26 protein-coding genes are annotated in these 25627 nt (G+C 64.8%); 13 read left to right on the top strand and 13 right to left on the bottom strand.

Translation table 11 applies throughout. The features are described from left to right. The first annotated feature begins 12 nt into the window (after positions 1–12). From AC6I6U_RS25940 to AC6I6U_RS25915, 6 genes are all read left to right on the top strand, one after another. Positions 13–540 carry a Csu type fimbrial protein gene (locus tag AC6I6U_RS25940; protein WP_497878845.1) on the top strand — a complete coding sequence of 176 codons (528 nt, stop codon included), beginning with the start codon at positions 13–15 and terminating at the stop codon, positions 538–540. A gap of 19 nt (positions 541–559) precedes the next feature. Beyond that, positions 560–1096 carry a Csu type fimbrial protein gene (locus AC6I6U_RS25935; protein WP_497878844.1) on the top strand — a complete coding sequence of 179 codons (537 nt, stop codon included), beginning with the start codon at positions 560–562 and terminating at the stop codon, positions 1094–1096. Between the two features lie 5 nt (positions 1097–1101). Continuing rightward, complete coding sequence (locus AC6I6U_RS25930; protein ID WP_497878843.1) at positions 1102–1605, top strand: Csu type fimbrial protein; 504 nt, start codon at positions 1102–1104, stop codon at positions 1603–1605. Positions 1606–1640: 35 nt separating this feature from the next. Continuing rightward, positions 1641–2435, top strand: a complete 795-nt coding sequence (locus AC6I6U_RS25925) for a fimbrial biogenesis chaperone (RefSeq protein ID WP_497878842.1) — start codon at positions 1641–1643, stop codon at positions 2433–2435. A gap of 72 nt (positions 2436–2507) precedes the next feature. Continuing rightward, positions 2508–4817, top strand: coding sequence for a fimbria/pilus outer membrane usher protein (locus tag AC6I6U_RS25920; RefSeq protein WP_497883105.1), 2310 nt, complete (start codon positions 2508–2510; stop codon positions 4815–4817). A 22-nt stretch (positions 4818–4839) separates the two neighbouring features. Then, positions 4840–5805 carry a Csu type fimbrial protein gene (locus tag AC6I6U_RS25915; RefSeq protein WP_497883104.1) on the top strand — a complete coding sequence of 322 codons (966 nt, stop codon included), beginning with the start codon at positions 4840–4842 and terminating at the stop codon, positions 5803–5805. A 13-nt stretch (positions 5806–5818) separates the two neighbouring features. Here AC6I6U_RS25915 and AC6I6U_RS25910 read toward each other — a convergent pair whose 3' ends face one another. Genes AC6I6U_RS25910 through AC6I6U_RS25880 form a run of 7 tightly spaced genes read right to left on the bottom strand, consistent with a single transcriptional unit; the run spans position 5819 to position 12362 of the window. After that, positions 5819–6871, bottom strand: coding sequence for an ABC transporter substrate-binding protein (locus AC6I6U_RS25910; protein ID WP_497878841.1), 1053 nt, complete (start codon positions 6869–6871; stop codon positions 5819–5821). Between the two features lie 33 nt (positions 6872–6904). After that, on the bottom strand, positions 6905–8020 hold the full coding sequence (locus AC6I6U_RS25905; RefSeq protein WP_497878840.1) for an NAD(P)/FAD-dependent oxidoreductase: 1116 nt from the start codon (positions 8018–8020) through the stop codon (positions 6905–6907). Next, positions 8017–9372, bottom strand: coding sequence for an FAD-dependent oxidoreductase (locus tag AC6I6U_RS25900; RefSeq protein ID WP_497878839.1), 1356 nt, complete (start codon positions 9370–9372; stop codon positions 8017–8019). Before AC6I6U_RS25900 ends, AC6I6U_RS25905 begins: the two co-directional genes overlap by 4 nt. Continuing rightward, entirely contained in the window at positions 9369–9659 is a 291-nt protein-coding gene (locus AC6I6U_RS25895) for a (2Fe-2S)-binding protein (protein ID WP_497878838.1), read from the bottom strand. The genes AC6I6U_RS25900 and AC6I6U_RS25895 overlap by 4 nt, the downstream gene beginning before the upstream one ends. Before the next feature lie 7 nt (positions 9660–9666). Next, the gene (locus tag AC6I6U_RS25890; protein ID WP_497878837.1) at positions 9667–10461 is read right to left on the bottom strand and encodes an ABC transporter permease; all 795 of its coding nucleotides are present in this window, start codon (positions 10459–10461) and stop codon (positions 9667–9669) included. Next, complete coding sequence (locus AC6I6U_RS25885; protein WP_497878836.1) at positions 10462–11337, bottom strand: ABC transporter permease; 876 nt, start codon at positions 11335–11337, stop codon at positions 10462–10464. It abuts the gene before it with no gap. Beyond that, positions 11334–12362, bottom strand: a complete 1029-nt coding sequence (locus tag AC6I6U_RS25880) for an ABC transporter ATP-binding protein (protein ID WP_497878835.1) — start codon at positions 12360–12362, stop codon at positions 11334–11336. Before AC6I6U_RS25880 ends, AC6I6U_RS25885 begins: the two co-directional genes overlap by 4 nt. 244 nt (positions 12363–12606) lie before the next feature. Between AC6I6U_RS25880 and AC6I6U_RS25875 the strand changes: the two genes are divergently transcribed. Next, positions 12607–13443, top strand: a complete 837-nt coding sequence (locus AC6I6U_RS25875; RefSeq protein ID WP_497878834.1) for an IclR family transcriptional regulator — start codon at positions 12607–12609, stop codon at positions 13441–13443. A 63-nt stretch (positions 13444–13506) separates the two neighbouring features. Here the strand turns inward: AC6I6U_RS25875 and AC6I6U_RS25870 are convergent, their stop codons facing one another. Beyond that, entirely contained in the window at positions 13507–14256 is a 750-nt protein-coding gene (locus AC6I6U_RS25870) for an anti-sigma factor family protein (protein ID WP_497878833.1), read from the bottom strand. Beyond that, positions 14253–14759, bottom strand: a complete 507-nt coding sequence (locus tag AC6I6U_RS25865) for a sigma-70 family RNA polymerase sigma factor (RefSeq protein WP_497878832.1) — start codon at positions 14757–14759, stop codon at positions 14253–14255. Before AC6I6U_RS25865 ends, AC6I6U_RS25870 begins: the two co-directional genes overlap by 4 nt. Positions 14760–14945: 186 nt before the next feature. On the opposite strand from AC6I6U_RS25865, the gene AC6I6U_RS25860 reads away from it, so the two are divergent. Together AC6I6U_RS25860 and AC6I6U_RS25855 are read left to right on the top strand one after the other, a co-directional pair. After that, positions 14946–16025: a catalase family peroxidase gene (locus tag AC6I6U_RS25860; protein ID WP_497878831.1), complete on the top strand. Its 1080-nt coding sequence runs from the start codon at positions 14946–14948 to the stop codon at positions 16023–16025. Further along, on the top strand, positions 16022–16561 hold the full coding sequence (locus tag AC6I6U_RS25855; RefSeq protein WP_497878830.1) for a cytochrome b: 540 nt from the start codon (positions 16022–16024) through the stop codon (positions 16559–16561). The genes AC6I6U_RS25860 and AC6I6U_RS25855 overlap by 4 nt, the downstream gene beginning before the upstream one ends. Positions 16562–16574: 13 nt before the next feature. On the opposite strand, the gene AC6I6U_RS25850 is transcribed toward AC6I6U_RS25855, so the two are convergent. Continuing rightward, positions 16575–17780, bottom strand: coding sequence for an MFS transporter (locus AC6I6U_RS25850; protein ID WP_497878829.1), 1206 nt, complete (start codon positions 17778–17780; stop codon positions 16575–16577). A 102-nt stretch (positions 17781–17882) separates the two neighbouring features. On the opposite strand from AC6I6U_RS25850, the gene AC6I6U_RS25845 reads away from it, so the two are divergent. Next, positions 17883–18329: a winged helix-turn-helix transcriptional regulator gene (locus AC6I6U_RS25845; RefSeq protein ID WP_497878828.1), complete on the top strand. Its 447-nt coding sequence runs from the start codon at positions 17883–17885 to the stop codon at positions 18327–18329. A 48-nt stretch (positions 18330–18377) separates the two neighbouring features. Here AC6I6U_RS25845 and AC6I6U_RS25840 read toward each other — a convergent pair whose 3' ends face one another. After that, positions 18378–19025 (bottom strand): carboxymuconolactone decarboxylase family protein, encoded by a 648-nt coding sequence (locus AC6I6U_RS25840; RefSeq protein WP_497878827.1) that lies wholly within the window; start codon positions 19023–19025, stop codon positions 18378–18380. Between the two features lie 167 nt (positions 19026–19192). On the opposite strand from AC6I6U_RS25840, the gene AC6I6U_RS25835 reads away from it, so the two are divergent. After that, complete coding sequence (locus tag AC6I6U_RS25835) at positions 19193–20185, top strand: diaminopimelate epimerase (protein WP_497878826.1); 993 nt, start codon at positions 19193–19195, stop codon at positions 20183–20185. A gap of 180 nt (positions 20186–20365) precedes the next feature. Continuing rightward, a complete protein-coding gene (locus tag AC6I6U_RS25830; protein ID WP_497878825.1) occupies positions 20366–20941 on the top strand; it encodes a hypothetical protein in 576 nt (191 codons plus the stop codon). Between the two features lie 5 nt (positions 20942–20946). On the opposite strand, the gene AC6I6U_RS25825 is transcribed toward AC6I6U_RS25830, so the two are convergent. Together AC6I6U_RS25825 and uvrB are read right to left on the bottom strand one after the other, a co-directional pair. After that, a complete protein-coding gene (locus AC6I6U_RS25825; protein WP_497878824.1) occupies positions 20947–21915 on the bottom strand; it encodes a hypothetical protein in 969 nt (322 codons plus the stop codon). Between the two features lie 142 nt (positions 21916–22057). After that, positions 22058–24073: an excinuclease ABC subunit UvrB gene (uvrB, locus tag AC6I6U_RS25820; RefSeq protein ID WP_497878823.1), complete on the bottom strand. Its 2016-nt coding sequence runs from the start codon at positions 24071–24073 to the stop codon at positions 22058–22060. Positions 24074–24411: 338 nt separating this feature from the next. On the opposite strand from uvrB, the gene AC6I6U_RS25815 reads away from it, so the two are divergent. Continuing rightward, positions 24412–25608: an amino acid aminotransferase gene (locus tag AC6I6U_RS25815; protein ID WP_497878822.1), complete on the top strand. Its 1197-nt coding sequence runs from the start codon at positions 24412–24414 to the stop codon at positions 25606–25608. Positions 25609–25627 lie beyond the last annotated feature (19 nt).

Genomic DNA, 25627 nt, shown 5'->3' with positions numbered 1-25627 from the left:
TGGGATTGGCATATGAAGCACCACAACCGCGCAGTGCTGGCTCTGGGGCCCCTGCTGTTCCTGGCGAATGACGCCGGGGCGGCGATGGTGACCGGGAGCATCCAGGCCCAGATGATCATCTCCCCCGCCTGTGAAGTGAGCGCTGGTGCCGACTCCATGTCCGGCAGACTGGGCCAGCTGAATTTCGGCAACCAGGGGCCGACCTGGACCGGCTCGATCAACGCCAATATCCAGAACAGCGGCGCCACCCTGCACGTAGCCTGCAATGCCTCGGTCAGCGGTTTTACCGTGACCATCGATGGCGGCGTCAACGGCGACGGCAATACCCGGCGCCTGAGCAACGGCAACCGGACCATCGCCTACCAACTCACCGTCGATCCCGAAGGCAACGATACCTACCGGGTCGGAGAGCAACGCAATTTTGCTGTCAGTGCCGATGTCCGGAGCCCGATCCCGGTATTTGGCATCGTGGTGGCAAATACCAACGCACTGCCGTCTGGTACGTACAGCGACACGCTGACGGTCACGTTGGACTGGTAACTCAATGGAGGAGAGCATCATGCCGCAATTTGCTTCGCGTCTCGCTTTATCAGTATTGAGCCTGACCCTGGCCGCCAGTGCCCATGCCGCGACCACTGTCACCGGACAGATCACCTCTACCCTGACCCTGACCAGCAGTTGTGCGGTCAACGGTGCCACCGGGGCTTCCAACCTGAACTTCGGTACCCTGAACTTCGGTACCGCTACCAGCCTGTTCAGCCAGGTCGGCATCCAGTTGCAGGCTTCGGGCGGTGGCGCGGTGGCGATCCAGTGTTCGGCGGGCGTCACGCCGACAGTCACCGTCCAGAGCGGCCTGCATGACGGTGCCACCAGCGGTGGCACCCGGGCCCTGGCCGATGGCGCGGGCAACTACGTGCCCTATGACCTCTATACCGATTCGGGGCTCAACAACCTGCTGAGCAATACCGGGATCATCAACCTGGCCACCAGCACCGGTGCGCTGCAGACCATCAACCTCTGGGGCAAGGCGGTCGGCAAGCCTGGGCTGCCGGCCGGTACCTACACCGACACCATTTCCGTGCAACTGAGTTTCTGAGAGCCGTGGCCCGACATGGATACGTCGGTGCGTTGCTGCTAGCCGTTGCGAGCAGCCAGTCGCTGTCGCTGGCAGCGGCGCCGGGTACGACTTTCCAGGTTACGGCCAGCATCGTTCCGGGGTGCCTGGTAGTGGGCGGGGGTTCCAACTACGGCAGCCTGAACTACGGCAGCTACTCGGCCTTGACGGTCGGCCCGGTGTCGACCGCACTGGCCAGCGGCGTGCAATTGCAATGCACGCCGGGCGTGACCCTGACCATGAGCGTCGATGGCGGCCAGAACAACAATGGCGGCCGCAACCTCAAGCTCAACAGCGGCACTGCACGGCTGGCCTATCAACTGTACAGCGATATCGGCCTGAGCCAGGCCTTGGGGATCGGCCAGAGCATCAACGTGGCCTACAGCAATGCGAACAATATTCGCCTGCCGATCTACGGCAGGGTGGTGTTACCAGGCACTCAACCGGCGGGGACCTACAGCGATGTGGTGCAAGTGCAGTTGACCTGGTAGGGGGCGTTTCACCTGAAGGAACAAGGAGCTTTTGTATGCATTCACCCTCCCGGTGCCGGCAGGCCGCCTGTTACGGGCTGCTGGCAATGGCCTTGCTCGGGGCGAGTATCGCCCAGGCGGCGAGTTCGGTACTGATCTGGCCGATCGACCCGGTGCTGGAGGCCGACCAACAGGCCAGTGCACTGTGGCTGGAGAATCGCGGCAATGACACGGCGAACCTGCAGATCCGGGTGTTCGGCTGGACCCAGAGCGGCTTCGACGACCAGTACCAGAACCAGCGCGAGGTCATCGGCAGCCCGCCGGTGGCACGTATCGAACCGGGGCAGAAGCAATTGGTGCGGCTGACCCGCACCGGCCAGTTGCCGCCAGGGATCGAGAAGGCCTACCGCATCATCATCGACGAGATTCCGGCGGCGAAGCGGCCGGAAGAGGTAGGGGCCGATGGCAAGACCTCGGCGGCGATCCAGTTCCAGATGCGCTATTCGGTGCCGCTGTTCGCCTACGGCGCGGGCCTGTGGAGCAAGGAGGATCCCAGCCGTCCCCGCGATCCGAAGGGCGCCGGGGTGCCGGAGTTGAGCTGGCGCAAGGTGGCCGAGGGTGGGCGTTCCTTCATCGAGATCCGTAACCGTGGCGCGGTGCATGCGCGCCTGACCGAAGTGACGATCAAACAGAACGGCCAGGTGCGGCCGGTGGCCGAGGGCCTGCTGGGTTATGTGCTGCCGGGCGCGACCATGCGCTGGCCGGTGCCCGAGCCAGTGGCCAGCGGCCAGGAGCTGCTGCTGCGGGTCAACGGTGCGCCCCAGGCCCAGAGCGTCAAGGCCGGTCAGTGATGAACCGCGCGTGACGAACAGGGAGTAGCTCGAGTGTCGGTTCGTCGAATCCAACGCTGGCCATGGGGCGCCATGGGCTATTGCTGGCTGATGCTGGTTGCGGCATCCGAGGCTGGCGAGCTACCGCCTCCGCCGACCAGCCTGGAGGCGATGCCCGATGCGCAGTTGTACCTCGAGTTGCTGGTCAACCAGATGGACACCGGCAAGGTCATCATCGTCGAGCAGCGGGCGGGGCGGCTGTTCCTGCCCGCCGCCGACCTGCAGGCGGTCGGCATGAAACTGCCAGCGCCGGTCGCCGCCGAAGTGGCCCTCGACCAGGTGCCGGGCCTGCACAGCGACTACGACAGCCAGGGTCAGCGCCTGCTGCTGAGCGTGCCGCCGGACTGGCTGCCGGCGCAGTTTCTCGGCAAGCGCCAGGCCTACCCGCGCAACCAGGCGCTGACCAGCTTCGGCGCCATGCTCAACTATGACCTGTACCTCAACGATACCGACGATGCCGGTACCTACCTGGCCGCCTGGAACGAACTGCGGGTGTTCGACACCTGGGGTACGTTGTCCAATACCGGGCAGTATCGACGCAGCTTCGGCGTCAACGCCGGCAATGGGTTGAACAACGGCTACCTGCGCTACGACACCACCTGGCGCTTCTCCGACGATGAGCGAATGCTCACCTACGAGGCTGGCGACGTGGTCAGCGGAGCCTTGCCCTGGACCAGCTCCGTGCGCCTGGGGGGTGTGCAGTTTTCGCGGGACTTCGGCGTGCGCCCGGACCTGGTGACCTACCCGTTGCCGCAGTTCGCCGGCGAGGCGGCGGTGCCGTCCTCGGTGGACCTGTTCATCAACGGCTTCAAGTCGTCCAGCGACAACGTGCAACCCGGGCCCTACACCCTGACCAACATTCCCTTCATCAACGGTGCGGGCGAGGCGGTGGTGGTGACCACCGACGCCCTCGGCCGGCAGGTTTCCACCACGGTGCCGTTCTATGTCACCAGCACCCTGCTGCAAAAGGGCCTGACCGACTTCTCGGTGGCGGCCGGTACCCTGCGCCGCGATTACGCCCGCCGGGACTTCGGCTACGGCCCGGGCGTCACCTCCGGCAGCCTGCGTTATGGCGTCAGCGACAGCTTCACCCTGGAAAGCCACGCCGAGGCCGCCAGCGACCTGACCCTCGGCGGCATCGGCGGTAACCTGCGCCTGGGCAACTTCGGGGTGCTCAACAGTGCCATCAGCCAGAGCCGGTTCGACGGTCGCGCTGGCCAGCAGTTGAGTCTCGGCTACCAGTACAGCAGTCAACGCTACAGCCTGTCGTACCAGCGTCTGGAACGGCGCGACCAGTATGCCGACCTGTCGGTTGTCGACAGTCCCTACGTCAGCCTGAGCAAGCGTAGCCAGCAGGTGACGGCCAGTGTCAACCTCGACAGTTGGGGCAGCCTGGGTGCCGGCTATTTCGACATCCTCGCAGCCGACGACTCCCGCACCCGCCTGGTGAACCTGACCTGGAGCCGCTCGCTGTGGGGCGGCAGCAGTTTCTACCTGTCGGCCAACCGCGAGGTCGGCGACAGCAACTGGGCGGTGCAGGCCCAGGTGGTGATTCCCTTCGACCTCAGCGGCAACCTGAGCATGAGTGTCGAGCGCAGCACCAGCGGCCAGACCCGCGAGCGGGTCAACTTCAGCCGGGCCGTGCCGACCCAGGGTGGCTTTGGCTACAACCTCGGCTATGCCCATGGCCAGGGCCCGGATTACCGCCAGGCCGACCTGACCTGGCGCCTGCAGTCGGTGCAACTGCAGGCCGGTGTCTACGGCAGTAGCGACGCCGAGACCCGCTGGGCGGACGCCAGTGGTTCGCTGGTGTGGATGGACAGGCAGGTGTTTGCCGCCAACCGGATCAACGATGCCTTCGTGGTGGTCAGCACCGACGGTTATCCGAAGGTCCCGGTGCGCTACGAGAACCAACTGGTCGGCGAGACCGACAGTTCTGGGCGGCTGCTGGTGCCCTGGAGCAGCGGGTACTACAGCGGCAAGTACGAGATCGATCCGCTGAACCTGCCGGCCGACGTGCGCAGTCCCAAGGTCGAGCAGCGCGTCGCGGTGCGTCGCGGCAGCGGCTACCTGCTGCAGTTCCCGCTGACGCGAATCGTCGCCGCCAGCATCGAACTGGTCGACGCGGGCAACCAGCCGTTGCCGCTGGGGGCCAATGTCATTCATGAGCAGAGCGGTACGGCCGCCGTGGTCGGCTGGGATGGCCTGGTTTACCTGGAAAACCTGGCGAAGCAGAACTCGCTGAAGGTGACTCTGGCCGATGGCAGTCAGTGCCAGGTGCAGTTCGCCCTGCCGGAATCCGCCGAACAGGTGCCGCTGATCGGGCCGCTGGTCTGTCGCTGAACAGGGAGGGTATCAGGTGAGAATGCGTAGTGTGCTGTTGGGTGTATTGGCGAGCGGTCTGGCGAACCAGGCCCATGCCCTGTGCTCTACCGTCGCCACGACTCCGGCGGGGTTTGGCGCGGTCAGCTCGATCCTGGCTCGGACCACGGTGCAGTCGACCTCGACCGCCAACGCCGGATTGCGCTGCACCGGTTCGTTGCTGAGCCTGCTGTCGCTCAATGATCACGTGTATGCCACGGTCACTTCGACCACCAGCGGCATGGTCGGTCCGACCGGTGACATCATCACCTACAACATCTACGCCACCAACAACACCGGCGCCGCCTACGTGGTGAATCGTGGCACCCAGTACGATTTCGCCCGCAACAGCATCCTCGACCTGCTGGGCTTGCTGGGCAGCATCACGCCCAAGACGGTGCCGATCTACTTCGGCACGATCACCGGCAACAATGTCGCGGCGGGGACCTACACCGAAACCCTGAGTATCTTCTGGGACTGGAACTACTGCTCTGGTATCGGTGCCCTGGGGGTCTGTCTCGGGCGGGACATCAATACGGGTACGGCGACCCTCACGGTGAGCATGACGGTCAACAACGATTGCACGGTGACGGCGCCGAACATCAGCTTTGGCGGTGCACCAGTGGTCAGTGCCTTCAGTACGGTCAACCAGAGCGTCAACATTTCCTGCACCAAGGGCACGCCCTATACCGTGGGCCTGGATGCAGGGCAGAACGCCAGCGGTGGGCGCCGGCGCCTGGTGTCGGGGGGCAACTTCCTGGCCTATGACATCTTCAAGAGTGCCGGCACCACGGTGTGGGGCAGCGTGGGCTCGGCCCGGCGTTCCAGTACCGACGCCGAGGTCAATCCGGGCAATGGCCTTGGCGTCGGCAGCCAGGTGTTCAACTACAACGCCAAGGTCTATACCGACCAGGCGACACCAGCGGCCGGCAGCTACCTGGACAACGTGATCCTCGACGTCGGGTTCTGAACCGGGCAGTTGATTAGCGCTCGATGCTGCGGTTCCAGCGGGCGTTCCACTCCGGACGCAGCAGGTTGACCTGGTCCCAGTCGATGGCCACGGCGGTTTCCAGGTATTGCTTCATCGCCTCGACCTGGCCACGGGTCCGGTCGGTGGTCGGGGTATTGGGGTTGGACGGGATCTGGTCGCCATCCTCCAGCGCCGCCGCCTGGGCCTCGGGGGTCAGCAGGAACTCGGCAAGTTTCTGTGCCAGCGCCGGCTGGTTGTTGTTGGCAATCGCGCACTCGGCGACGTTCAGCACCACCGCGCCCTCCTTGGGCTGCGCGTATTCCACCGGGATGCCCTTGAGCTTGAGCGCTGTAACCTGGGTTGGCGTCAGCGGGAACAGCGCCGCCTCGTCGGTCTGGACCATCTCCGAGAGCTTGGCCGAGCTCGGGATGTATTCCAGCACGTTGCGTCCTACGCTGTCTGGCCAGGCCTTGAAGCCCGGATCGACATGGGTCTCGTCGCCGCCCTTGAGCCGGTTGAACATCAGGAAACCGTGCAGGCCGAACGTCGACGATGACATCGACTGGAACACCAGCTTGTCCTTGTACTTGCTGTCCGCCATGTCCAGCCACGAGGTCGGCGCGGACCAGCCCTTTTCCTTGAACAGGCGGGTGTTGTAGGCCAGGCCTGTCACCCCGAGGCTGACGGCTACCGCTTCGTCCTTGATCCGGCCCTTGGCCGGGATCTGCGCCAGGGTCGGGTTGTCCTGCAGCTTGCTGCACAGGCCCATGGAGATCGCCCGGTACATGATCCCGTCATCGAGGAAGATCACGTGCAGTTGCGGGTTGTCCTTGCTCGCCTGGACCTTGGCGAGGATGTCGGCGGAGGTGCCGGGGACGATCACCACCTTGACGTTGTTGGCCTTTTCGAAGGGCGGCAGCACCTTGTCGGCATACAGCCGTTCCATGGTCCCGCCATTCATGCCCAGGTATAGCGTTGGCTCGGCCTGAGCCGGAGTGGCCAGGAGCAGGGCAGCGAGAGGCAGGCAGGACAAACCGATCAGGGCATTGCGTGGGGCATTGTTCATGGCGCGATCTTCCTCTGGGTTCTGACGGCCCGCTCAGGCGGCGGGAGTGGCTTGGAAACGTTGGATGGAAAAGGCTTCGATCGGTGTCGGCGACTGGCCCTGGCAGACCAGCTCGGCGAGTACCTCGCCCACCGCCGGGCCGATCTGGAAACCCGCCCCGGCAAAGCCGAAGGCGTGCAGCAGGCCGGGTTGGGTCGCGCTCGGGCCGATGACTGGCTGGCGATCGGGCAGGTAGCCTTCGGTGCCGCTCCAGGTACGGATCGCCTGGGCACCTTCGAGAAACGGATAGAGTTCGACGGCCTGGCGCAGAATTTCCAGGACGGCACCCTGTCCTGGCCGGGCCCGGGCGCTGTCGAGAGCAAAGCCCTGGCCGCCGCCGAGGACGCAGTTGCCACGGCTGACCTGGCGGGCATAGATGCCTCCGCCTTCGACGCCGGTACTGGCGTCCATCACCTGCGGCAACGGCTCGGTCACCAGCATCGCCGGATGTCCGGAGTGGATCGGTACGGTCTCGCCGAACTGCGCGGCGAGGGCGCCGGCCCAGGCCCCCGCGCAATTGAGCAGCCAGGCCGAGCGGATCTCCAGGCCATTGGCGGTCTGCAGGATAAAGCGTTGGCCATCGTGCTCGACCCGGCTGACCTCGCTCTGCTCCAGCACCTTGGCGCCGAACTGGCGCGCGGCGCGGGCAAAGGCCGGAGACACCAGGCGCGGGTTGGCGTGACCGTCGTCGGGGCAGAGCGAGGCGCCTTCGGCGATCCGTCCGACCCAGGGAAACCGGCGGTGTAGCTGCTCGCGATCGAAAATCTGCAGATCGAGCCCGAACCCCTGGCTACTCTCGGCGTAGGCTTGCAGCGCAGCCAGGTCGTCGAGGCTGCGGGCCAGCTTGAGATGTCCGGAGCGCTGGTATTCGCCGTCGATGCCGATCAATTCGGGCAGGCGGCTCCAGATCCCATGGGCCCGCTGGGACAGTGGCAACTGCGACAACGGCCGGCCCTGGCGCCGCACGCCGCCATAGTTCACCCCGCTGGAATGGCTGCCGCAGAAGTCCCGCTCCAGCAGCGCCACGCTGCGGCCCTGGCGGCTCAGGGCCAGCGCCGCCGAGGAACCGACGATGCCACCGCCGAGAATCGCCACCTCGACTTCGATCATGGCGTGACCTCCAGCCCGAACGGCAGCGGCTTGATCGGTGCCTGGGCGCGCAACCGACCGATGGCCTCCAGCGCCAGGCCGCTCTCGCAGGCAATGATCTCCGCCGCCGCGGCACCGCAGATCCGCCCCTGGCAACGGCCCATTCCGACCCGGCAATGGGCCTTGACCCGATTGATCTCCCAGTGTCCCTCGCGAACCACTGTACGTACCTCGCCGACCCGCACTTCCTCGCAGCGGCAAAGCATCAGTTCATCCGGGGCGTTGCGCGCCCAGTGCGCAGGGAAGGGGAAGGCATTCTCCAGGCCTTGGCGGAACTGGCCGATGCGCGCCAGGCGCTTTTCCAGGTCGGCGCTTCGGTCGGGGTCGACGCTGTAGCTTCGGTCTTCCAGAAGTGCCAGGGCGGCGCGTTCGCCAGCCATCTCGGCGGCATCGGCGCCCATGATGCCGGCGCCGTCGCCAGCCAGGTAAATGCCTGCGACGCTGCTGCGCCCGGCATGGTCTCGGTCCGGTAGCCAGCTGCGGTTCAATGGGTCCCAACCGAACCGGCAACCGAGCAGATCGGCCAATTGGGTTTCACTGCGCAGGCCGTGGGCAAATGCCACGGCATCGCACTCAAGCGATTGCGATCGGCCAGGCTGGCTCCAGTGCACCGTAGCTATCCGTCGTTCACCCTCGATCCGCTGCAACTGCGCGGCCTGGTGCACGGCAACGCCATGGGCACTCAACCAGCCACGGTAATAGAGACCCTTGGCGAGGGTCAGTGGTTGCTTGAGCAGTCCCGGCATGGCCTTGCATTGCTCGCTGAAGGGGGAGCTGTCGAGCACTGCCACGACCTTGGCCCCGGCCTTGGCGTACTGATAGGCGACCAGGTAGAGCAACGGACCATTGCCGGCGAACACTACCCGCTCGCCGATGGCGCAACCCTGGAACTTCAGGGCGATCTGCGCTGCGCCGAGGCTGTAGGCCCCTGGCAGGGTCCAGCCGGGCACCGGCAGCACGCGGTCGGTGGCACCGGTGGCGACGATCACCGACGAATATTCGAGGTGCTCGGCGCGGCCCTGGCGGAGCGTATCGAGGGCGCCGTGTTCGGCATTCCACACCAGGGTCTCGGGGCGATAGTCGAGCTGCTCGCGCAGCTCATCGAGGGTCTGGTGGAGGGCGCTGGCCTTGCCGGCCTCGAAGCCATATAACTGCTCGGGTGGGCGGCGGAAGTTCTCAGGTTGGCGCCGATAGATCTGTCCGCCACCACGGGGCGACTCATCCAGCAGGATCGGCCGCAGGCCATGTTCGAGCAACGTCTGGGCGGCGCGAATCCCGGCCGGCCCGGCACCGACGATCAGTATCGGCTTCATGGTTTCGGCCCTCCTTCACGGCTTACCTGCTGTCCGGCTTCAAGCATCGTCGAGCAGGCGCGCACCCGGCGCCCGTCGGCCAGGCGGACCCAGCAGTCCTGGCAGGCACCCATCAGGCAGAAGCCCGCGCGGGGCTCGCCGCTGAAGTCGCTGTGACGCAGGTGCTCGCCGGCGGTGAGCAGCGCGGTCAGCAGAGTGTCGCCCTGCAGGCCGCTGGCCGGCTGGCCGTCGAGGGTGAAGTCCAGGGCCGGGCGTTGGGCTTCGGCCAGTCGTTTCAGCAGCGCCATAGCAGCCTCATTGTTTGCCTACCAGGACCCGATCGAGGCCGTAGACCCGGTCGAGCAGAATCATCGTCAGGGCGGTGAGGGCGATCACCAGGGCCGACACCGCCGCCATCATCGGATCGATGGACTCGGTGGCGTACACGTACATGCGCACCGGCAAGGTCTGGGTTGCCGGGGAGGTGACGAAGATCGACAGGGTCACTTCGTCGAAACTGTTGATGAACGCCAACAGCCAGCCACCGGCGACGCCGGGCAGGATCATCGGCAGGGTGATCTGGAGAAACAGCGTGAAGCGCCCGGCACCGAGGGACTCGGCGGCCTGCTCGGCGCTGCGGTCCAGGCCGATGGCGGCGGCCAGCACCAGGCGCAGCACGTAGGGGGTGATCACCAGTACATGGGCCAGGATCAGCCAGTTGAAGCTGCCGTTGACCCCCATCAGGGCGAACAGCCGCAGCAGCGCTACCCCGAGCACCAGGTGCGGAATGATGATCGGTGAGAGAAACAGACCATTGAGGAAATCCCGCCCAGGGAACTGGTGGCGAGTCATCGCCAGGGCGGCCGGCACCGCGATCAGGGTCGCCAGGCTGGCGGCGCTGAAGGCCAGCAGCAGGCTGTTGTAGAACGCCTGGACGAAGTCTGCGCGCTCGAACACCGCCTGGAACCAGCGCAGGGAAAAGTGGGTGGTCGGCAGGCTCAGGGTATTTTCCGGGGTGAACGCCACCAGGCACACCACCAACAGTGGCGCCAGCATGAACACCACGATCAGGCTATGGAACAGCAGGGCCAATGGGCCGTTTCTGGACATTTACGCGGCCCCCAGGGATTTCTTGTAGCGACGTTCGATCATCCGGTTCCACGACAGCATGATCAGCAGGTTGAGCAGCAACAGCGTCACGGCGATCGCCGCGCCCATCGGCCAGTTGAGCTCCGACAGGTACTGGTCGTAGACCAGGGTCGCAACCATCTTCAGCCGGCGCCCGCCCAGCAGGCCGGGGATGGCGAAGGAACTGGCGGACAGGCCGAACACGATCAGCGTGCCGGACAGCACGCCGGGCATGACCTGCGGCAGGACCACCAGGCGCATCACCTTGGCCTGGCTGGCGCCTAGGGACAGCGCGGCCTGTTCGGCGGCCGGGTCGAGTTTCTGCAACGAGGTCCAGACCGGGATGATCATGAACGGCAACATCACATGGACCAGCGCGACCACCACCGCGAACGGCGTGTAGAGCAGCTTCATCGGTGCCAGGCCGATGGCCTGCAGGCTCTGGTTGACCAGGCCGTCGGCGCCCAGCAGCAGGCTCCAGCCGAAAGCCCGCACCACCACCGAGATCAGCAGCGGGGTGAGGATCAGGATCAGGAAGATCGAGCGCCAGGGGCGACCCATGCGGCTGAGGATGTAGGCTTCGGGAACGCCGATCAGCACGCAGAGCAGGGTGGTCAGGCCGCTGATCCAGAAGGTGCGCAGGAATATCTCGTAGAAATACGGGTCGCTGAGCAGCGCGCCGTAGTGCTCCAGGGTGTAGGCACCGTCCTGGACGCCGCTCTGGTAGTCGAAGACGTTCAGCGACAGCACCGCGGTCAACCCCAGCGGCAGCACCAGCAGGCCGAGATACAGGGCAAGCGCCGGTGCCGACAGCAGGTAGCCATGTCGCCCCTGGCGCATCCGCGCCAGCAGGCTCATGCCGGCACCTCGCAAGGCTCCAGCACCCGCAGCAATTCGGCGGGCCAGTCCAGGCCGACCGCGCCGCCTTCCTCCAAGGGTGGCGAACCGTCGTTACGGCGCACTACGCTGAGTTCGCCGAGGGCGGTATCGATGCGGTACAGCCACTGGCTGCCGAGGAAAAAACGCGTGACGATCCGTCCCTGCAAGCGTCCGCTGCCAGCGGCCAGCAGGTCGATCTTTTCCGGGCGCAGGCTCAGGGTCAGCGCACCGTCACCCGGCGACTGGCGGACCTGCGGGCAGCCGCTGGCATCGGGGTCGCCCGGCAACAGGTTGGCCTTGCCGACGAAGCCGGAAATGAAGCGGGTACGTGGGTGTTCGTAGAGACGATAGGGCTCGTCGACCTGGGTGATGCGCCCGGCCTCCATCACCACCACGCGGTCGCTGATGGACAGCGCTTCGGCCTGGTCGTGGGTGACCATGAGCGTGGTGATGCCGACCTCGCGCTGGATCCGGCGAATCTCGAACTGCATTTCCTCGCGCAGGTTGGCGTCGAGGTTCGACAGCGGTTCATCGAGCAGCAGCACCGGCGGTTCGATCACCAGCGCACGGGCCAGGGCCACCCGTTGGCGCTGGCCACCGGACAGCTCGCGGGGATAGCGTTCGGCATGCCGCTCCAGGCGTACCAACTGCAGCACCGTCGCCACTCGACGTTGGACGTCGGCGGCTGGCACCTTGCGCATGCGCAGGCCGAAGGCGACGTTGTCCTGGACGGTCATGTGGGGAAACAGCGCGTAGCTCTGGAACATCACGCCCAGGCCGCGGCTGCTGGGCTTGGCGTGGGTGATATCGCGGTCGTCGAGCAGTATCCGTCCGGCGCTGACCTCGACGAAGCCGGCGACCATCTGCAAGGTCGTGGTCTTGCCGCAACCGGAAGGGCCGAGCAGCGAGACGAACTCGCCCTTGTCCACCGCCAGGTTGGTCGCGACGACCGCTTCGAGGGTGCCATAGCGCTTGCACACGCCTTCAAATCGTAGAAAGGCCATAACTGCGTTCCACCTTTGGTTGTTGTGCGCGGCGAGGCGCACGTTTCTTGTCATGGGCAGAGACGAAAGGGCATTACGGGGTGCGTGGTGCTCGACCGATGTCGGCTACCGATGTTGTTCGAATCGCCCCTTGTGGACGCAGAGTAGGACGAAGCCTAGGATGTGGGAAAGAGTGAATTTCACTGAAAGAATGATTATTTTCGATTTCATTCACTCAGCAGATTTCTAGTTGAGAAAAGCCAATATGAATTCCACTGAACGGAATGAAAAGTCGAATGAGGTCGGTGTCGGTGCTGTCTCCCGACTGTTTGCAGTGTTGCGCAGCCTTGGCGACTCGCCGGAGGCGGGGGAGCGAGTCACCCAACTGGCCGAACGTATCGGCCTGTCCCAACCCACCACCCATCGTTTGCTGCGCAGCCTCATGGACGAAGGCATGGTCGAGCAGGATGCGCGCAGCAAGCGTTATCGACTGAGCCTGGAGTTCTTCGCCCTGGCGGCCCGGGCCGGGCGCAGCGGCAATCTGCGCGAGCTGGTGCGCCCGGCGCTGTTGCGGCTGTCGGCTTCGCTGGGTGATTCGCTGTTCCTGCTGGCGCGCAGCGGTTTCGATGCGATCTGCCTGGATCGCAGCGAGGGGCCGTTCCCGATCCGTACTTTCACCGGTGATATTGGCGGCCGCGTGGCCCTGGGCGTGGGGCAGGGGAGCCTGGCGATTCTCGCGTTCCTGCCGGAAGACGAGCGGGAGACGGTAATTCGCTACAACCTGCCACGACTGCGGGACTTTCACCTGTACGACGAGGTGTTCCTGCGCTCGGAAGTCGAGAACGTGCGCACGCTTGGTTATGCCGGGCGCAACACTGGAGTGTTGCAGGGCATGGCCGGGTTGGCGGTGCCGATCCTCGACCGCGATGGCCGGGCGGTCGCGGCGTTGAGCGTGGCGACCATCACCGATCGCCTCGGTCCGGACCGTTTGCCAACGGTGGTAGAGTTGCTCAAGCGCGAAGCCGCGGCAATCGGTCCGCGGATCAATCCGTTCGATCCGCTGCTGCGGCGGCCTTCGCAGATATTCGGGGCTTCGCAATAGCGGTTGTGCTGGTTTCTGCGTTGATCTTGAGCTCGAACCGGATCACCTGAAGCATCCGATCCGCTAGAACTGCGTGGTCTGCTGCAGCACCTGCGCTGCAGGTGTATCGGCTGGCGCCACCATGGCGTAGTTGTAGCCCGGGCCGGACCAGTACTCGGCCTGCAAATCGCCGTCCCGTCTGTGGCCGCGTTCGAGCAGGTGGTTCTGCGGTCCAGGCGGGCGCATGTAGTAAGTGATCTTTCGCCCTTGCGAATCGGCATACAGGACCATCGCCGCTGCACCCTGCTCGGTGCTCAGCAGGCGCGCGCTGACCGGCCTGAAGCCGGCGTTGTCCAGGTTCGGCAGGCGATTGGCTCGGGTGAAGTAGCGGTCGAGCCAGCCCTGAAGGTCGCCGTTCTGCTCGACCTTGAAATCTGCCGGCAGGATGTCCTGGCTGGCGAACATGCGATAGGCCTGCACCGCGTCGGCCATCGGCAATGGCGTCGGCAGTGTCAACTGGCGGGCCTGCCAGCCGCTCACGCCGCCGACACTCACCGCGATCAGCAGCACCGCCGCGCTGGCCAGGTAGCGTCGTGAGCGTTCACCTCGACGCCGACGAATGGCCGCCGGATCCAGCTCGGGATTGGCCGGCATTTGCAGCGCGCCGCCCAGGGCCGCGCGCAGGTGCTGGGCGTCCTGTTGCCAGTCACGGACCTGGCGGGCCACCTCGGGGTGGCTGGCGAGGTAGGTGTCCATCAATTGCCGGTCGGTATCGCTGAGCCGGTGGTCGACGTAGGCGTGCAGGTCGCGTTCGCTGGGAGGCATGGTGATCATTTCAGTATCCGCAGGGAAGGGCTGTTGATTTCGCCGTCGCTGAGTTGACGCAGGGCCTGGCGGGCGCGGGACAGGCGCGACATCACGGTGCCGATGGGCACGTCGAGGATTTCGGCGACTTCCTTGTAGCTCAGGCCCTCCACCGAGACCCAGAGCAGCAGTGCGCGCTGTTCGACCGGCAGGCGTTCGAAGGATTCCAGGGTCGATTGTGCCACCACCGTGCGCTCCACCGAAGGCTCGCTGTCGTCGCGACCGGTGAAGAATTCCAGCATCCGCGCATAACGGCGCTGGCGCCGGTGGGAATCAAGGAACTGCCGGTAGAGGATCGAGAACAGCCAGGCGCGCAGGTCGCCGTCGGGGCGCTTCTTGCCCCAACTGGACAGCGCCCGCTCCAGGCTGGCCTGGACCAGGTCGTCGGCACTGCTCGGGTTGCGGGTCAGCGACACGGCGAAGCGTCGCATGCGGGGGATCAGTTCACGTAGCTGTTCATCGAGATCGTTCATGGAAACCTGCTGGGGCCTGGCCAGTCACTACGCTGGTTGCAGGAAGACGTCCGTGGCTGAAGGTTATTCCAGACGGCGGAAAAACAATTATCAAAAAAAATTATCGAGGCCCTGGAATAACCCATGACGGCCTGCGTCCCACTGGCTCTCTAACCGTGTGGCCGCCCAGGGCCCTGGAGTTTTTTCATGGTAGATCACACCAAGCCGCCATTGAGCGGTACGAGCAAGATCCTGCGTTTGAGTGGTATTGCCGTGGTCGTCGCGGCGCTGGCTGGTGCCTTCGGCTACGTCAGTGGCCGGCTCGATCCGCAGCGCCTGACGCCTGCGCGTATCGTCGATACGCTGGAGCACAACAGCGGCCACTATCCGGGCCTGCGGCGCAACCATGCCAAGGGCGTCTGCGTCGCCGGTTACTTCGAGAGCAGCGACGAGGCCCGTCCGTACTCCATCGCCAAGGTTTTCGCCGAAGGCAGCGTGCCGGTGGAGGGGCGATTTGCCCTGCCCGGAGGCAACCCTTACGCGCCGGACAGCAGTGTGCCGATCCGCAGCCTGGGGCTGCGCTTCATCCTCGCCAATGGCCAGCAATGGCGCACCGGGATGAACAGCATGCCGGTGTTTCCGGTGAGCACGCCGCAAGCCTTCTACGAACAGCTCAAGGCGGCCGCGCCGGACCCGGCGACCGGCAAGCCGAACCCGGCGGCGATGGCGGCGTTCTTTGCCGCGCATCCGGAAACCGCCCAGTTCCTGCAGTGGGTCAAGACTGCCAAGCCATCGGCCAGCTACGCCACCGAAAGCTATAACGCGCTGAATGCGTTCTACCTGGTCAATGCCACGGGCCAGCGCCAGGCGGTACGCTGGGGTTTCGTCCCGGTGAGCCAGGACGAACCCGGTGCGGTGGCCCCGGCCGGTGCCGACTTCCTGGAAAAGGACCTGGTACAGCGCCTGGCGGCCGGTCCGCTGAAATGGCAGTTGCGCATCACCCTGGCCAACCCCGGCGACCCGACGGATGACGCGAGCAAGGCCTGGACCGGCGAGCACAAGGTGCTCAATGCCGGCACCCTGGTGCTGGAGAGCACGCAGCCGCAGGACAGTGGCGATTGCCGCGACATCAACTACGATCCGCTGGTCCTGCCCAGTGGTATCGAGGCTTCGGCCGACCCATTGCTGGCGGCGCGCTCGGCGGCCTATGCCAGTTCCTACCTGCGTCGCACCAGTGAAGTTGGCCAATTGCCTGCTGGCCAGGCCAAACAGGAGTCCCGCCCATGAGCGCCCCCTTGAAGCATTTCGTTCCCCTGGCGCGCCTGTTGCACTGGCTGATGGCGCTGATGATCCTGGCGATGCTGTTCATCGGCGCCGGCATGGTGGCGTCGGTGTCGGCGCGGCATGAGTGGCTGATCAATCTGCACAAGCCGCTGGGTATTGCGATCCTGGCATTGGCGATCGTGCGGCTTGTGGTGCGCTTGCGCACACGGCAGCCGGCGTTGCCGGCGGATCTGCCGGATTGGCAGGTGCTGGCGGCGAAGTTGTCCCATGTGTTGCTGTATGCGTTGATGCTGGTGTTGCCACTGCTGGGCTGGGCGATGATCTGCGCGGCTGGTGATCCGGTGATGCTCGGCAGTTCGATCCGGTTGCCGGCATTGCTGTCGGCGGATGCCACGACCTTTGCCTTCTTGCGCAAGGCCCATGGCTACCTGGCCTACCTGCTGTTCCTGACGGTGCTGGTGCACCTGGCGGCGGCCTTGTTCCATGGCCTGATTCGTCGGGATGGGGTGCTGGAGAGCATGCTGCGGGGCAAGGGCTGAGGTCTTGCCTGAATCAGCGGGGCGTCACTGCCTGCAGTGACCACCCCCAATACACCAGCGCCGTGGCACTGATCGCGGCCCCCAACAGGCAGACTCCCGTCCATCCGGCCCACGCATACATCGCCGTGGCCCCCAAGGCTCCGCTGGCACTCCCCACCGAATAGAACAGCATGTAGCCCGCGGCCAAGCGGCTCTGGGCCTGGGGCCGGATACTGTAGATCAGCGCCTGGCTGGTCACATGCACCGCCTGCAGGCCCAGGTCGAGGGCGATCACCCCGACCAGCAGGGCCCACAGCGAAGATTGGGTGAAGGCGATCGGCAACCACGACAGCAGCATCATCAGCAGCGACAGGCCACTGACCCACTGCGCCCGGCCGCGATCCGCCCAGTGCCCGGCGCGCGCGGCACCCAGGGCACTGGCCGCACCGGCCAGGCCGAACAGGCCGATCTCGGTATGCGACAACGACAGCGGCGGGGCGCTCAGTGGCAGCACCAGCGGCGTCCACAGCACGGTCCCGGCGGCAAAGATCAGCATCGCCAGCACCGCCCGGTCTCGCAGGATCTTTTCTTCGCGAAACAGCCCGAACAGCGAGACGATCAGCGCACCGTAGCCTTGCCGCGGCCTGGCTGGCTCATGCCGGGGCAGGACCTGCCAGAGCGCCACGGCCATCAGCAGCGTCAGCACTGCCGACAGCAGGTAGACCGAGCGCCAGCCGGCCAGGTCGGCCATGCCGCCGGCAACGGTACGCGCCAGTAGCAGGCCGACGACGATGCCGCTGGTGACGCTGCCGACCACCTTGCCGCGCTCGCCAGGTGCCGCCAGTTGTGCCGCGTAGGCGACCAGGGTCTGGGTCACCACCGCCAGCAGGCCGATCAGGCTCATGCCCAGCAGCAGCCACGAACGGCTGGGCGCCAGGGCGGCGAGCAGCAGGGCCAGTACCGACAGCAGCATCTGGCCGACGATCAGTCGTCGACGGTTGAGCAGGTCACCGAGCGGGACCAGCAACAGCAGGCCCAGGCCATAGCCGACCTGGCTCAGGCTGACCACGATGCCGACGGTGGCGTGGTCCATGGCGAAGGCTTCGGCCATGGCGTCCAGCAGTGGCTGGGCATAATACACATTGCCCACTGACAGGCCGCAGGCGATGGCGAACAGCAGGACCGTCACACTGGAAAGCCGGTTTTCGACCTCCGGTATGGCCAAGGCTTCAAGCGCCATGGAAGGACTCCTTGGGTATCTGGTTGCAATTAAAAACCAGTTGTACCCTAGAGATACCGGTTTTATATTGCAACCACATTTTCCTGTCGGGGGTACCGTGCCGTGGTCAAGCGTTCGAGTCTGGAAGCCGCCGAATGCCCTGTGGCACGCTCGGTGGGCGTCATCGGCGATGGCTGGTCATTACTGATCGTTCGTGACGCATTCGACGGTATTCGCCGCTTCTGTGATTTTCAGCGCAATCTCGGCGTGGCCCGGAATGTCCTTGCCACTCGCTTGAAGAGCCTGGTCGAACATGGGGTGCTGGCCATTGCGCCGGCGTCGGATGGCAGCGCCTACCAGGAATACGTGCTGACGGAAAAGGGCAGGGGTTTGTTCAACCTGATCATCGGCCTGCGCCAGTGGGGCGAGGCGCATTGCTACGAACCGCAGGAGCCGCACTCGGTGCTGGTCGACCGCGAGCAGGGGTTGCCGCTCAGGCCGCTGGAACTACGCGCCGAGGACGGCCGCCTGTTGGGGCCTGACGACTGTCGGCGAGTCCCGGCCACCTGACCGCTCACTCGCCGACGAGTCGTTGCTGGTCGCCGCTTGTCTTGAAACCTAGGCAGGATTGAACAACGTCACGGCGACGATCTTGTTGCCGTCGACTTGAACCAGCAGCAGGCCTCTTGGCCGCGGATGACCTTTCTGGTAGCTCTCCACCAGCACCTGGTCAGCTGTCGTGGTCGTGGCCTGCAAGTGATGGGGTGCACGCAACAGTGCCCGTATCTGGGGTGAAATCGGAAAGTGCTCGCGGTTGTCCCGAACCGCTTCGCAGAAATCCAGCACCACGGTGCGTGGCGCAGGGGCGGGTGGCGAAGTCATTCCAGCTTCGGCGAACAACTGGTTGAGGCGGTCGGCGGTGGCCACGGCCCGGGGAAAACCGGTGAAGGCCGAGGCCTGCAACAGCAGCTCGATGTATTCGCCGGGGGCGAGGCCCGAAGCCAGGCCGGTCTTGAAGTGCACGCTCAATGGTGGTCCAACCATGCCGGCGGCAACGATGGCGGCGAAGGTGGCCGCCTCACGCAGCCGGGGATCGAGGCCGGGGCGCTGATGCAGATGGCCATAGACCACGCCGACGGCCAGTTCACCCAGCGCTGGGGTGGTGTGAAACAGCGCATCGAGGCGCGCGCCGCCGTCGGGTACCAGTTCGATGAATTGCTTGCGGCCTTCGCGGTAGAGCTCGGCCACCGGGTCGTTGTTGTTCATGCTGTCTCCATGGGCGATAGATGGGAACTTCGCGCGTCGACGACAGCAGGACATCGACTCCTGCCAGCCTAGCCAATTCCCTGGAAAATGCTAACGCCAAGGTGTGTCGCGCCCGGTCGATCGAGGCTAGAGTGGCGGCTTTGCCGGAGCGGATCGGGAGCACGACTGTGGCGACGTTTTATGATGCACGGGGGAATATCTACGCGGTGGCGAGCCCGGAGGAGGTGCGCGCTCTGGGGCTCGATGTGCCAGCGGATGCGGCGCAGGCGGCGGTGCACCGTCGCGACTGGTCCCTCGCCGCGGTCGAGGCACTTTGCGGTTGGGCCGGCCAGGAACCGGGACGAGGTGGCAAGCACCACCGCTCCGACGGTTTGCTGGTCGGGCCGTTCCAGTCTTCGGCGCCGTTCGACCTGTTGATCGTCAACACCGATGGCACCCTGGCCGAGCGCAGTGGCAATGGCCTGACCATCTTCGCCCAGGCCCTGAGCGAGCAGGGGCTGCTGCCGGGGCAGGGTAGCAGTCTGTTGCGGGTCCATCACGATCAGGCGGGCGGCACCTCCCCCGTGGCCACGCAGGTGGAGCCGGCCCAGGTCGAGGGCCAGCAGGGTTTCTGGCTGGCACTGGGCAAGCCGCAATTCGGTCCGGAGGCGGTTGCCGCCTTCGGCGTCGGGGACCGCGAGTTGAATGGGCGCGTGCTGAGCCATGTCGCCACCCTGGCGCAGTTGAACGACGCCTGGCAGCGCAGTCAGTTCGTCCGGGTCGGCAATCCCCATTGCGTGACCCTGGTCGAGGATGCCTCGGCACTGCCGAGCAACGCCCAGATGCTCGAGGCCGCACTGGAACCGGGGTTGACCGCCATTGCCTATGCGCCGCCGGTGGGCGAGGGCGAGCCGTGCCCTGCCGGAATCAATCTGCAATGGGCAACGCTTGAGGCCCCAGGGCATTTGCAGGCGCGGGTGTTCGAGCGTGGCGAAGGGCCGACGGCCTCTTCGGGCACCAGTGCCAGCGCGGTGGCCTGTGCTGCGTGGCGGGTCGGCTGGGTCAGCGCTGGCGAGGTCAGGGTCGGCATGCCGGGTGGCACTGCGCCGATTCGCCTGCAGGAGCAGGCGGGTGAACTGCAGAGTGTCCATCTCTTCGGAGCGGCACGGCGCCAGGTCTGATCGAGACGACAAAACACCCCTGACGTGTTGTTCGGATTCTCCTCTCTAGCCACGGGGCTGTTGTGCCCTTGTCCGGCCAGGGCGCTTTTTGGCTTGATGAATCGACGGGATCGTCAGCCGATCCCGGACCGGGCCACAAGAACGGGCCCGGATTCTCAACCCGATCAAATGGAATTTGCGATGAAAGCGCTCAAGGGTATGTGCGGTATGTTGTTGTGTGCGGGGCTGGTGCTGACGGCCGGGGCCAATGCTGGGCAAACGGGCGAGGAGCCCATTGCCGCGTCCTCCACCGCCCCCGACGGGGTCGAACCGTCTCCGGCGGAAGTGCTGGGCGGGATCCGCACCGATTATTTTTCCTGCTCGGTCGGGCGTTTCAGGGGGGAACTTGAAGCCCGGGTGGCCTTTGCCGCGGCTGGTGGGGCCGCGTACTTCGATGTCAGCGCGGTGAGGTACCGGATCGTGCGCAGCGGCGGCCAGGGCGGTGGCGACAAGGCCAATATCAATTTTCACCTGGACACGGTGAATCGCCAGGGTGTGGTCAGGGGCAACGATGTCTACAGCTCGCCCGACTCACTGAAGCAGGATGGCAACTGGCACCTGCTGGACATCAATCGGATCGTGCGTACCGACTACCAGGGCGCCGTGACCTTCGAATTCATCTTTGACCGCTCCAAGGCCGCCGACAGTCGTTGCGCCGCCCACAAGACCTATCAGTGGGCCGGCGCTCCGGTCGCCCGACCTGCTTCTGCCGAGTAAAGCATTCACAGGCGCTCGAGGTCGGGCGCCGGGCGAATCAGGAAGTGATCCAGGTTCTCGATTTCACAGCTGAAGACGCTGAACGTCTGCTCCGGATTCTTCTTGCTCGGCACCTGTTTCAATTCCGGGGTGACCCCGTAGAAGAAGCAGTACAGGTCATCGGCCTGGTCGATCACGCTCTTGATCTCTTCAAGGAACGCCGTGCGCTGGCGGTAGTTTTCGATCAGGCTCTTGCTCAGGTAGACATTCACCGAGTAGCGCTTGCGGTCGGCCCAGACCGGCTTGTCGAAGACCACGCTGAAGCTGCTCTTGTAGTCCTTGATTTCCTTGATCTTGCCCCAGTAGATCAACCCCTGGCGATCCTGGCAGTACTCGACCTTCTTGAAGAAGGCGTTGTAGTTCAGGCTCAGCTCGCCGATGGTCAGCGGCATGCGCTTGAGCAGTTCCTTGTTGGCAAAGTTGGAGACGAAGCACTCCACCGGATGGGCGAACACGCTGGTGCGAGTCGGCGCCGTCCTGGCGCTGCCGTGAGGGGCGCTGTCGGCGGCAGGGCGGGCCACTTGTGGTGCCGTTGGCAGATCAGCCGCCTCGGGTACGGCGGCCTTGCGGGTGTACACGCGACGGTTCAGCAGCAGTTCCACCGGGAAATTCTGCTCGCCTTCGATCTCGTCCGGCGATGGGTCCGAGTCGAGCGTATCGGGCGCGGTTTCCGGGCTGAGGTAGGGGCAATCCGGCAGGTGCCGGGTGTTGGGGGTGTTCTTGAAGTGTGGCGTGCGCTTGAAACGCACCCGGCGGGCATTGTAGGTGGTCAGGTGATTGCCGGGGTCGAACGCGTTGCGACAGGCATCGTTGGGACACTGGAAGGTTTCCGTGGCCGAATCGAAGGGCACGGTTTCATCGAAGTTCAGGTCGCGAACATCGTAGATCGTCAGTTTCTCGTCGAGGCTGACGCAATAGGCTTTGTCGAATTTCATGCTCGGTCCATCGGCGGCGCGTTAGGCCATTAATATCACAGGCATCCTGGCGCCGTGTACCTGCCGCCGATGGTGGTTGGTTGTGGGCGGCGTCGGCGGTGAGAGGCTTCGCGGGCAAGCCCGCGAAGCGCTTCAAGCGCAATCACACATTCAACAGCCGCTCCCGCAGCTTGGCGATCTCGTCGCGCATCTGCGCGGCGGCCTCGAACTCCAGGTCGCGAGCCAACTGGTACATTTTCTCTTCCAACTGGCGAATGCGCTTGCTGATCTCGCTCGGTGAACGCAGTTCGTTTTCGTAGCGTGCGTTCTCCTCGGCGGCCTTGGCCATGCCCTTGCGCTTCTTGCTGCGCGAACCGGGCACGGTGGCACCTTCCATGATGTCGGCGACGTCCTTGAACACGCCCTTGGGCGTGATGCCGTTGGCCTCGTTGAAGGCGATCTGCTTGTCGCGGCGGCGTTCGGTCTCGCCAATCGCCCGCTGCATGGAGCCGGTGATGTTGTCGGCGTAGAGAATCGCCCGGCCATTGAGGTTGCGCGCGGCGCGGCCGATGGTCTGGATCAGCGAACGTTCAGAGCGCAGGAAGCCTTCCTTGTCCGCATCGAGAATCGCCACCAGCGACACTTCCGGCATGTCCAGGCCTTCGCGCAGCAGGTTGATCCCCACCAGCACATCGAAGGTGCCCAGGCGCAGGTCGCGGATGATCTCCACCCGCTCCACGGTGTCGATATCCGAGTGCAGGTAGCGCACCCGGATGCCGTGGTCGGCGAGGTAGTCGGTGAGGTCCTCGGCCATGCGCTTGGTCAGGGTGGTGACCAGCACGCGTTCTTCCACGGCCACGCGCTTGTTGATTTCCGAGAGCAGGTCATCGACCTGGGTCAGCGCCGGACGCACTTCCACCTGCGGGTCTACCAGGCCGGTAGGGCGTACCACCTGCTCGACGACCTGGCCGGCGTGTTCGGCCTCGTAGTTGCCAGGCGTGGCGGAGACGAAGATGGTCTGCGGGCTCACCGCTTCCCACTCGTCGAAGCGCATCGGCCGGTTGTCCAGCGCCGAGGGCAGGCGGAAGCCGTATTCCACCAGGGTTTCCTTGCGCGAGCGGTCGCCCTTGTACATCGCTCCGACCTGCGGGACGCTGACGTGGGATTCGTCGATCACCAGCAGGGCGTCCGCCGGCAGGTAGTCGTAGAGGGTGGGTGGCGGTGCACCGGCTTCACGCCCGGAAAGGTAGCGTGAGTAGTTTTCGATGCCGTTGCAGTAGCCTAGTTCGAGGATCATTTCCAGGTCGAAGCGTGTGCGCTGTTCCAGGCGCTGGGCTTCCACCAGCTTATTGTTGTTGCGCAGGTATTCCAGGCGCTCCTGCAACTCCTCCTTGATCCCCTCGACAGCTTCGAGCAGGGTTTCCCGTGGCGTCACGTAGTGGCTCTTGGGGTAGAAGGTGAAGCGTGGCAGCTTGCGGATCACTTCGCCGGTCAGCGGGTCGAAGGCCGACAGGCTCTCCACCTCGTCGTCGAACAGTTCGACGCGGATCGCTTCCAAGTCGGATTCGGCCGGGTAGATGTCGATCACGTCGCCGCGCACACGGAAGGTCGCCCGGGCGAAGTCCATGTCGTTGCGGGTGTACTGCAGGTCGGCCAGGCGGCGCAGCAGGGCACGCTGGTCGAGCTTGTCGCCGCGGTCCACGTGCAGGACCATCTTCAGGTAGGTCTCCGGGCTACCCAGGCCGTAGATGCAGGACACCGTGGTGACGATGATGGCGTCCTTGCGTTCGAGCAGCGCCTTGGTCGCCGACAGGCGCATCTGTTCGATGTGGTCGTTGATCGACGCGTCCTTCTCGATGAAGGTATCGGAGGAGGGGACGTAGGCTTCCGGCTGGTAGTAGTCGTAGTAGGAAACGAAGTACTCGACGGCGTTGTTCGGGAAGAATGTCTTGAACTCGCCGTACAACTGCGCGGCCAGGGTCTTGTTCGGTGCCAGCACCAGTGTCGGGCGCTGAACCTGGGCGATCACGTTGGCGACGCTGAAGGTCTTGCCCGAGCCGGTCACCCCGAGCAGGGTCTGGTGGGCCAGGCCGGCCTCGATGCCCTGGACCATCTGGCGGATCGCCTCGGGTTGGTCGCCGGCGGGCTGGAAGCGGGTGACGAGCTGGAATTGGGACATAACGTACCTCTTGCACGTGCCATGGAGGCACTTCTGCCCGGCAGGCCGTGCAGCGACGAAAAAGATCGACCACGACGGCAGGTCGCGGAAAAAAACATCATAAGCCTGGAAATGGTGTTTCGTCCGATCGCTTTCAAGGCAAGCGTCTGTCGGACGTGGCGTTACATTTTGACTGTCGGGCGTAAAATAAATCCAAAAAACTTCTCGGATTCCGACAATAGTCGGTCGCCCTCGCCATTGATGGCCTCTATACTAGCTCCCCGTTTGTGCACCGCTCTAGTGCAATCGGCTGGAGCGCTGTCACGCCCGATCACCCTCCATTCAGAGCCGCCGCAATAATGAGCCTGTTCTCCGCTGTCGAAATGGCACCACGCGATCCTATCCTGGGCCTCAACGAAGCATTCAATGCCGATACCCGTACCGACAAGGTCAACCTGGGCGTGGGCGTCTACTGTGACGAAAGTGGCAAGATTCCACTGTTGCGTGCCGTTGTCGAAGCCGAGACCCAGCGCGCGGCGCAGCACGCTTCCCGTGGCTACCTGCCGATCGACGGCATTGCCGCCTACGACAAGGCCGTGCAAACCCTGCTGTTCGGTCAGGATTCGCCGCTGATCGCTGCCGGCCGTGTACTGACCACCCAGGCCGTTGGTGGTACCGGCGCACTGAAGATCGGTGCGGACTTCCTCAAGCAACTGCTGCCGAACGCTACCGTGGCGATCAGCGACCCGAGCTGGGAAAACCACCGCGCGCTGTTCGAAACCGCCGGTTTCCCGGTGCAGAACTATCGCTACTACGATGCCGCCAGCAACGGCGTGAACCGTGCCGGCCTGCTGGAAGACCTCAACGCACTGCCAGCCAAGTCCATCGTCGTACTGCACGCCTGCTGCCACAACCCGACCGGTGTCGACCTGACTCCCGAGGACTGGCAGGACGTGCTGGACGTGGTCAAGTCCAAGGACCTGGTGCCGTTCCTCGACATGGCCTACCAGGGCTTTGGTGCCGGCATTCATGAAGACGCCGCTGCCGTGCGCCTGTTCGCCGAGTCGGGCCTGACCTTCTTCGTTTCCAGCTCGTTCTCCAAGTCGTTCTCGCTGTATGGCGAGCGCGTCGGCGCGCTGTCGATCGTCAGCGAGTCGAAGGAAGAGACCGCTCGCGTCCTGTCCCAGGTCAAGCGCGTGATCCGTACCAACTACTCCAACCCGCCGACCCACGGCGCGACCATCGTGGCCACCGTGCTGAACAGCCCTGAACTGCGCGCCCAGTGGGAAGCGGAGCTGGGTGAGATGCGCGAGCGCATCCGTGACATGCGCATGCAGATGGTCGAGCTGCTGGCCAAGCATGGCGCCAAGCGGGACTTCAGCTTTGTCGGTCGCCAGCGCGGGATGTTCTCGTACTCCGGCCTGACCGTGGAGCAGGTGGCACGCCTGAAGAGCGAGTTCGGTATCTACGCGCTGGATACCGGTCGTATCTGCGTGGCATCGCTGAACCAGCGCAACATCGAGGCTGTGGTCAAGGCCATTGTCCAGGTGATCTGAGTGCAAGGCGGGGTTTTTC

It is taken from the genome of Pseudomonas sp. UTLPPB19802 (assembly GCF_059730225.1).
This window is presented reverse-complemented; position numbering and strand designations above follow the sequence as displayed.

Coding starts and splice junctions, on each gene's coding strand:
- AC6I6U_RS25890 (WP_497878837.1), bottom strand. CDS start 10,461: ATGTCCAGAAACGGCCCATTGGCCCTGCTGTTCCATAGCCTGATCGTG.
- AC6I6U_RS25940 (WP_497878845.1), top strand. CDS start 13: ATGAAGCACCACAACCGCGCAGTGCTGGCTCTGGGGCCCCTGCTGTTC.
- AC6I6U_RS25850 (WP_497878829.1), bottom strand. CDS start 17,780: ATGGCGCTTGAAGCCTTGGCCATACCGGAGGTCGAAAACCGGCTTTCC.
- AC6I6U_RS25935 (WP_497878844.1), top strand. CDS start 560: ATGCCGCAATTTGCTTCGCGTCTCGCTTTATCAGTATTGAGCCTGACC.
- uvrB (WP_497878823.1), bottom strand. CDS start 24,073: ATGTCCCAATTCCAGCTCGTCACCCGCTTCCAGCCCGCCGGCGACCAA.
- AC6I6U_RS25885 (WP_497878836.1), bottom strand. CDS start 11,337: ATGAGCCTGCTGGCGCGGATGCGCCAGGGGCGACATGGCTACCTGCTG.
- AC6I6U_RS25840 (WP_497878827.1), bottom strand. CDS start 19,025: ATGAACAACAACGACCCGGTGGCCGAGCTCTACCGCGAAGGCCGCAAG.
- AC6I6U_RS25870 (WP_497878833.1), bottom strand. CDS start 14,256: ATGATCACCATGCCTCCCAGCGAACGCGACCTGCACGCCTACGTCGAC.
- AC6I6U_RS25865 (WP_497878832.1), bottom strand. CDS start 14,759: ATGAACGATCTCGATGAACAGCTACGTGAACTGATCCCCCGCATGCGA.
- AC6I6U_RS25895 (WP_497878838.1), bottom strand. CDS start 9,659: ATGGCGCTGCTGAAACGACTGGCCGAAGCCCAACGCCCGGCCCTGGAC.
- AC6I6U_RS25915 (WP_497883104.1), top strand. CDS start 4,840: ATGCGTAGTGTGCTGTTGGGTGTATTGGCGAGCGGTCTGGCGAACCAG.
- AC6I6U_RS25815 (WP_497878822.1), top strand. CDS start 24,412: ATGAGCCTGTTCTCCGCTGTCGAAATGGCACCACGCGATCCTATCCTG.
- AC6I6U_RS25910 (WP_497878841.1), bottom strand. CDS start 6,871: ATGAACAATGCCCCACGCAATGCCCTGATCGGTTTGTCCTGCCTGCCT.
- AC6I6U_RS25905 (WP_497878840.1), bottom strand. CDS start 8,020: ATGATCGAAGTCGAGGTGGCGATTCTCGGCGGTGGCATCGTCGGTTCC.
- AC6I6U_RS25875 (WP_497878834.1), top strand. CDS start 12,607: ATGAATTCCACTGAACGGAATGAAAAGTCGAATGAGGTCGGTGTCGGT.
- AC6I6U_RS25825 (WP_497878824.1), bottom strand. CDS start 21,915: ATGAAATTCGACAAAGCCTATTGCGTCAGCCTCGACGAGAAACTGACG.
- AC6I6U_RS25925 (WP_497878842.1), top strand. CDS start 1,641: ATGCATTCACCCTCCCGGTGCCGGCAGGCCGCCTGTTACGGGCTGCTG.
- AC6I6U_RS25855 (WP_497878830.1), top strand. CDS start 16,022: ATGAGCGCCCCCTTGAAGCATTTCGTTCCCCTGGCGCGCCTGTTGCAC.
- AC6I6U_RS25920 (WP_497883105.1), top strand. CDS start 2,508: ATGGGCTATTGCTGGCTGATGCTGGTTGCGGCATCCGAGGCTGGCGAG.
- AC6I6U_RS25880 (WP_497878835.1), bottom strand. CDS start 12,362: ATGGCCTTTCTACGATTTGAAGGCGTGTGCAAGCGCTATGGCACCCTC.
- AC6I6U_RS25830 (WP_497878825.1), top strand. CDS start 20,366: ATGAAAGCGCTCAAGGGTATGTGCGGTATGTTGTTGTGTGCGGGGCTG.
- AC6I6U_RS25900 (WP_497878839.1), bottom strand. CDS start 9,372: ATGAAGCCGATACTGATCGTCGGTGCCGGGCCGGCCGGGATTCGCGCC.
- AC6I6U_RS25860 (WP_497878831.1), top strand. CDS start 14,946: ATGGTAGATCACACCAAGCCGCCATTGAGCGGTACGAGCAAGATCCTG.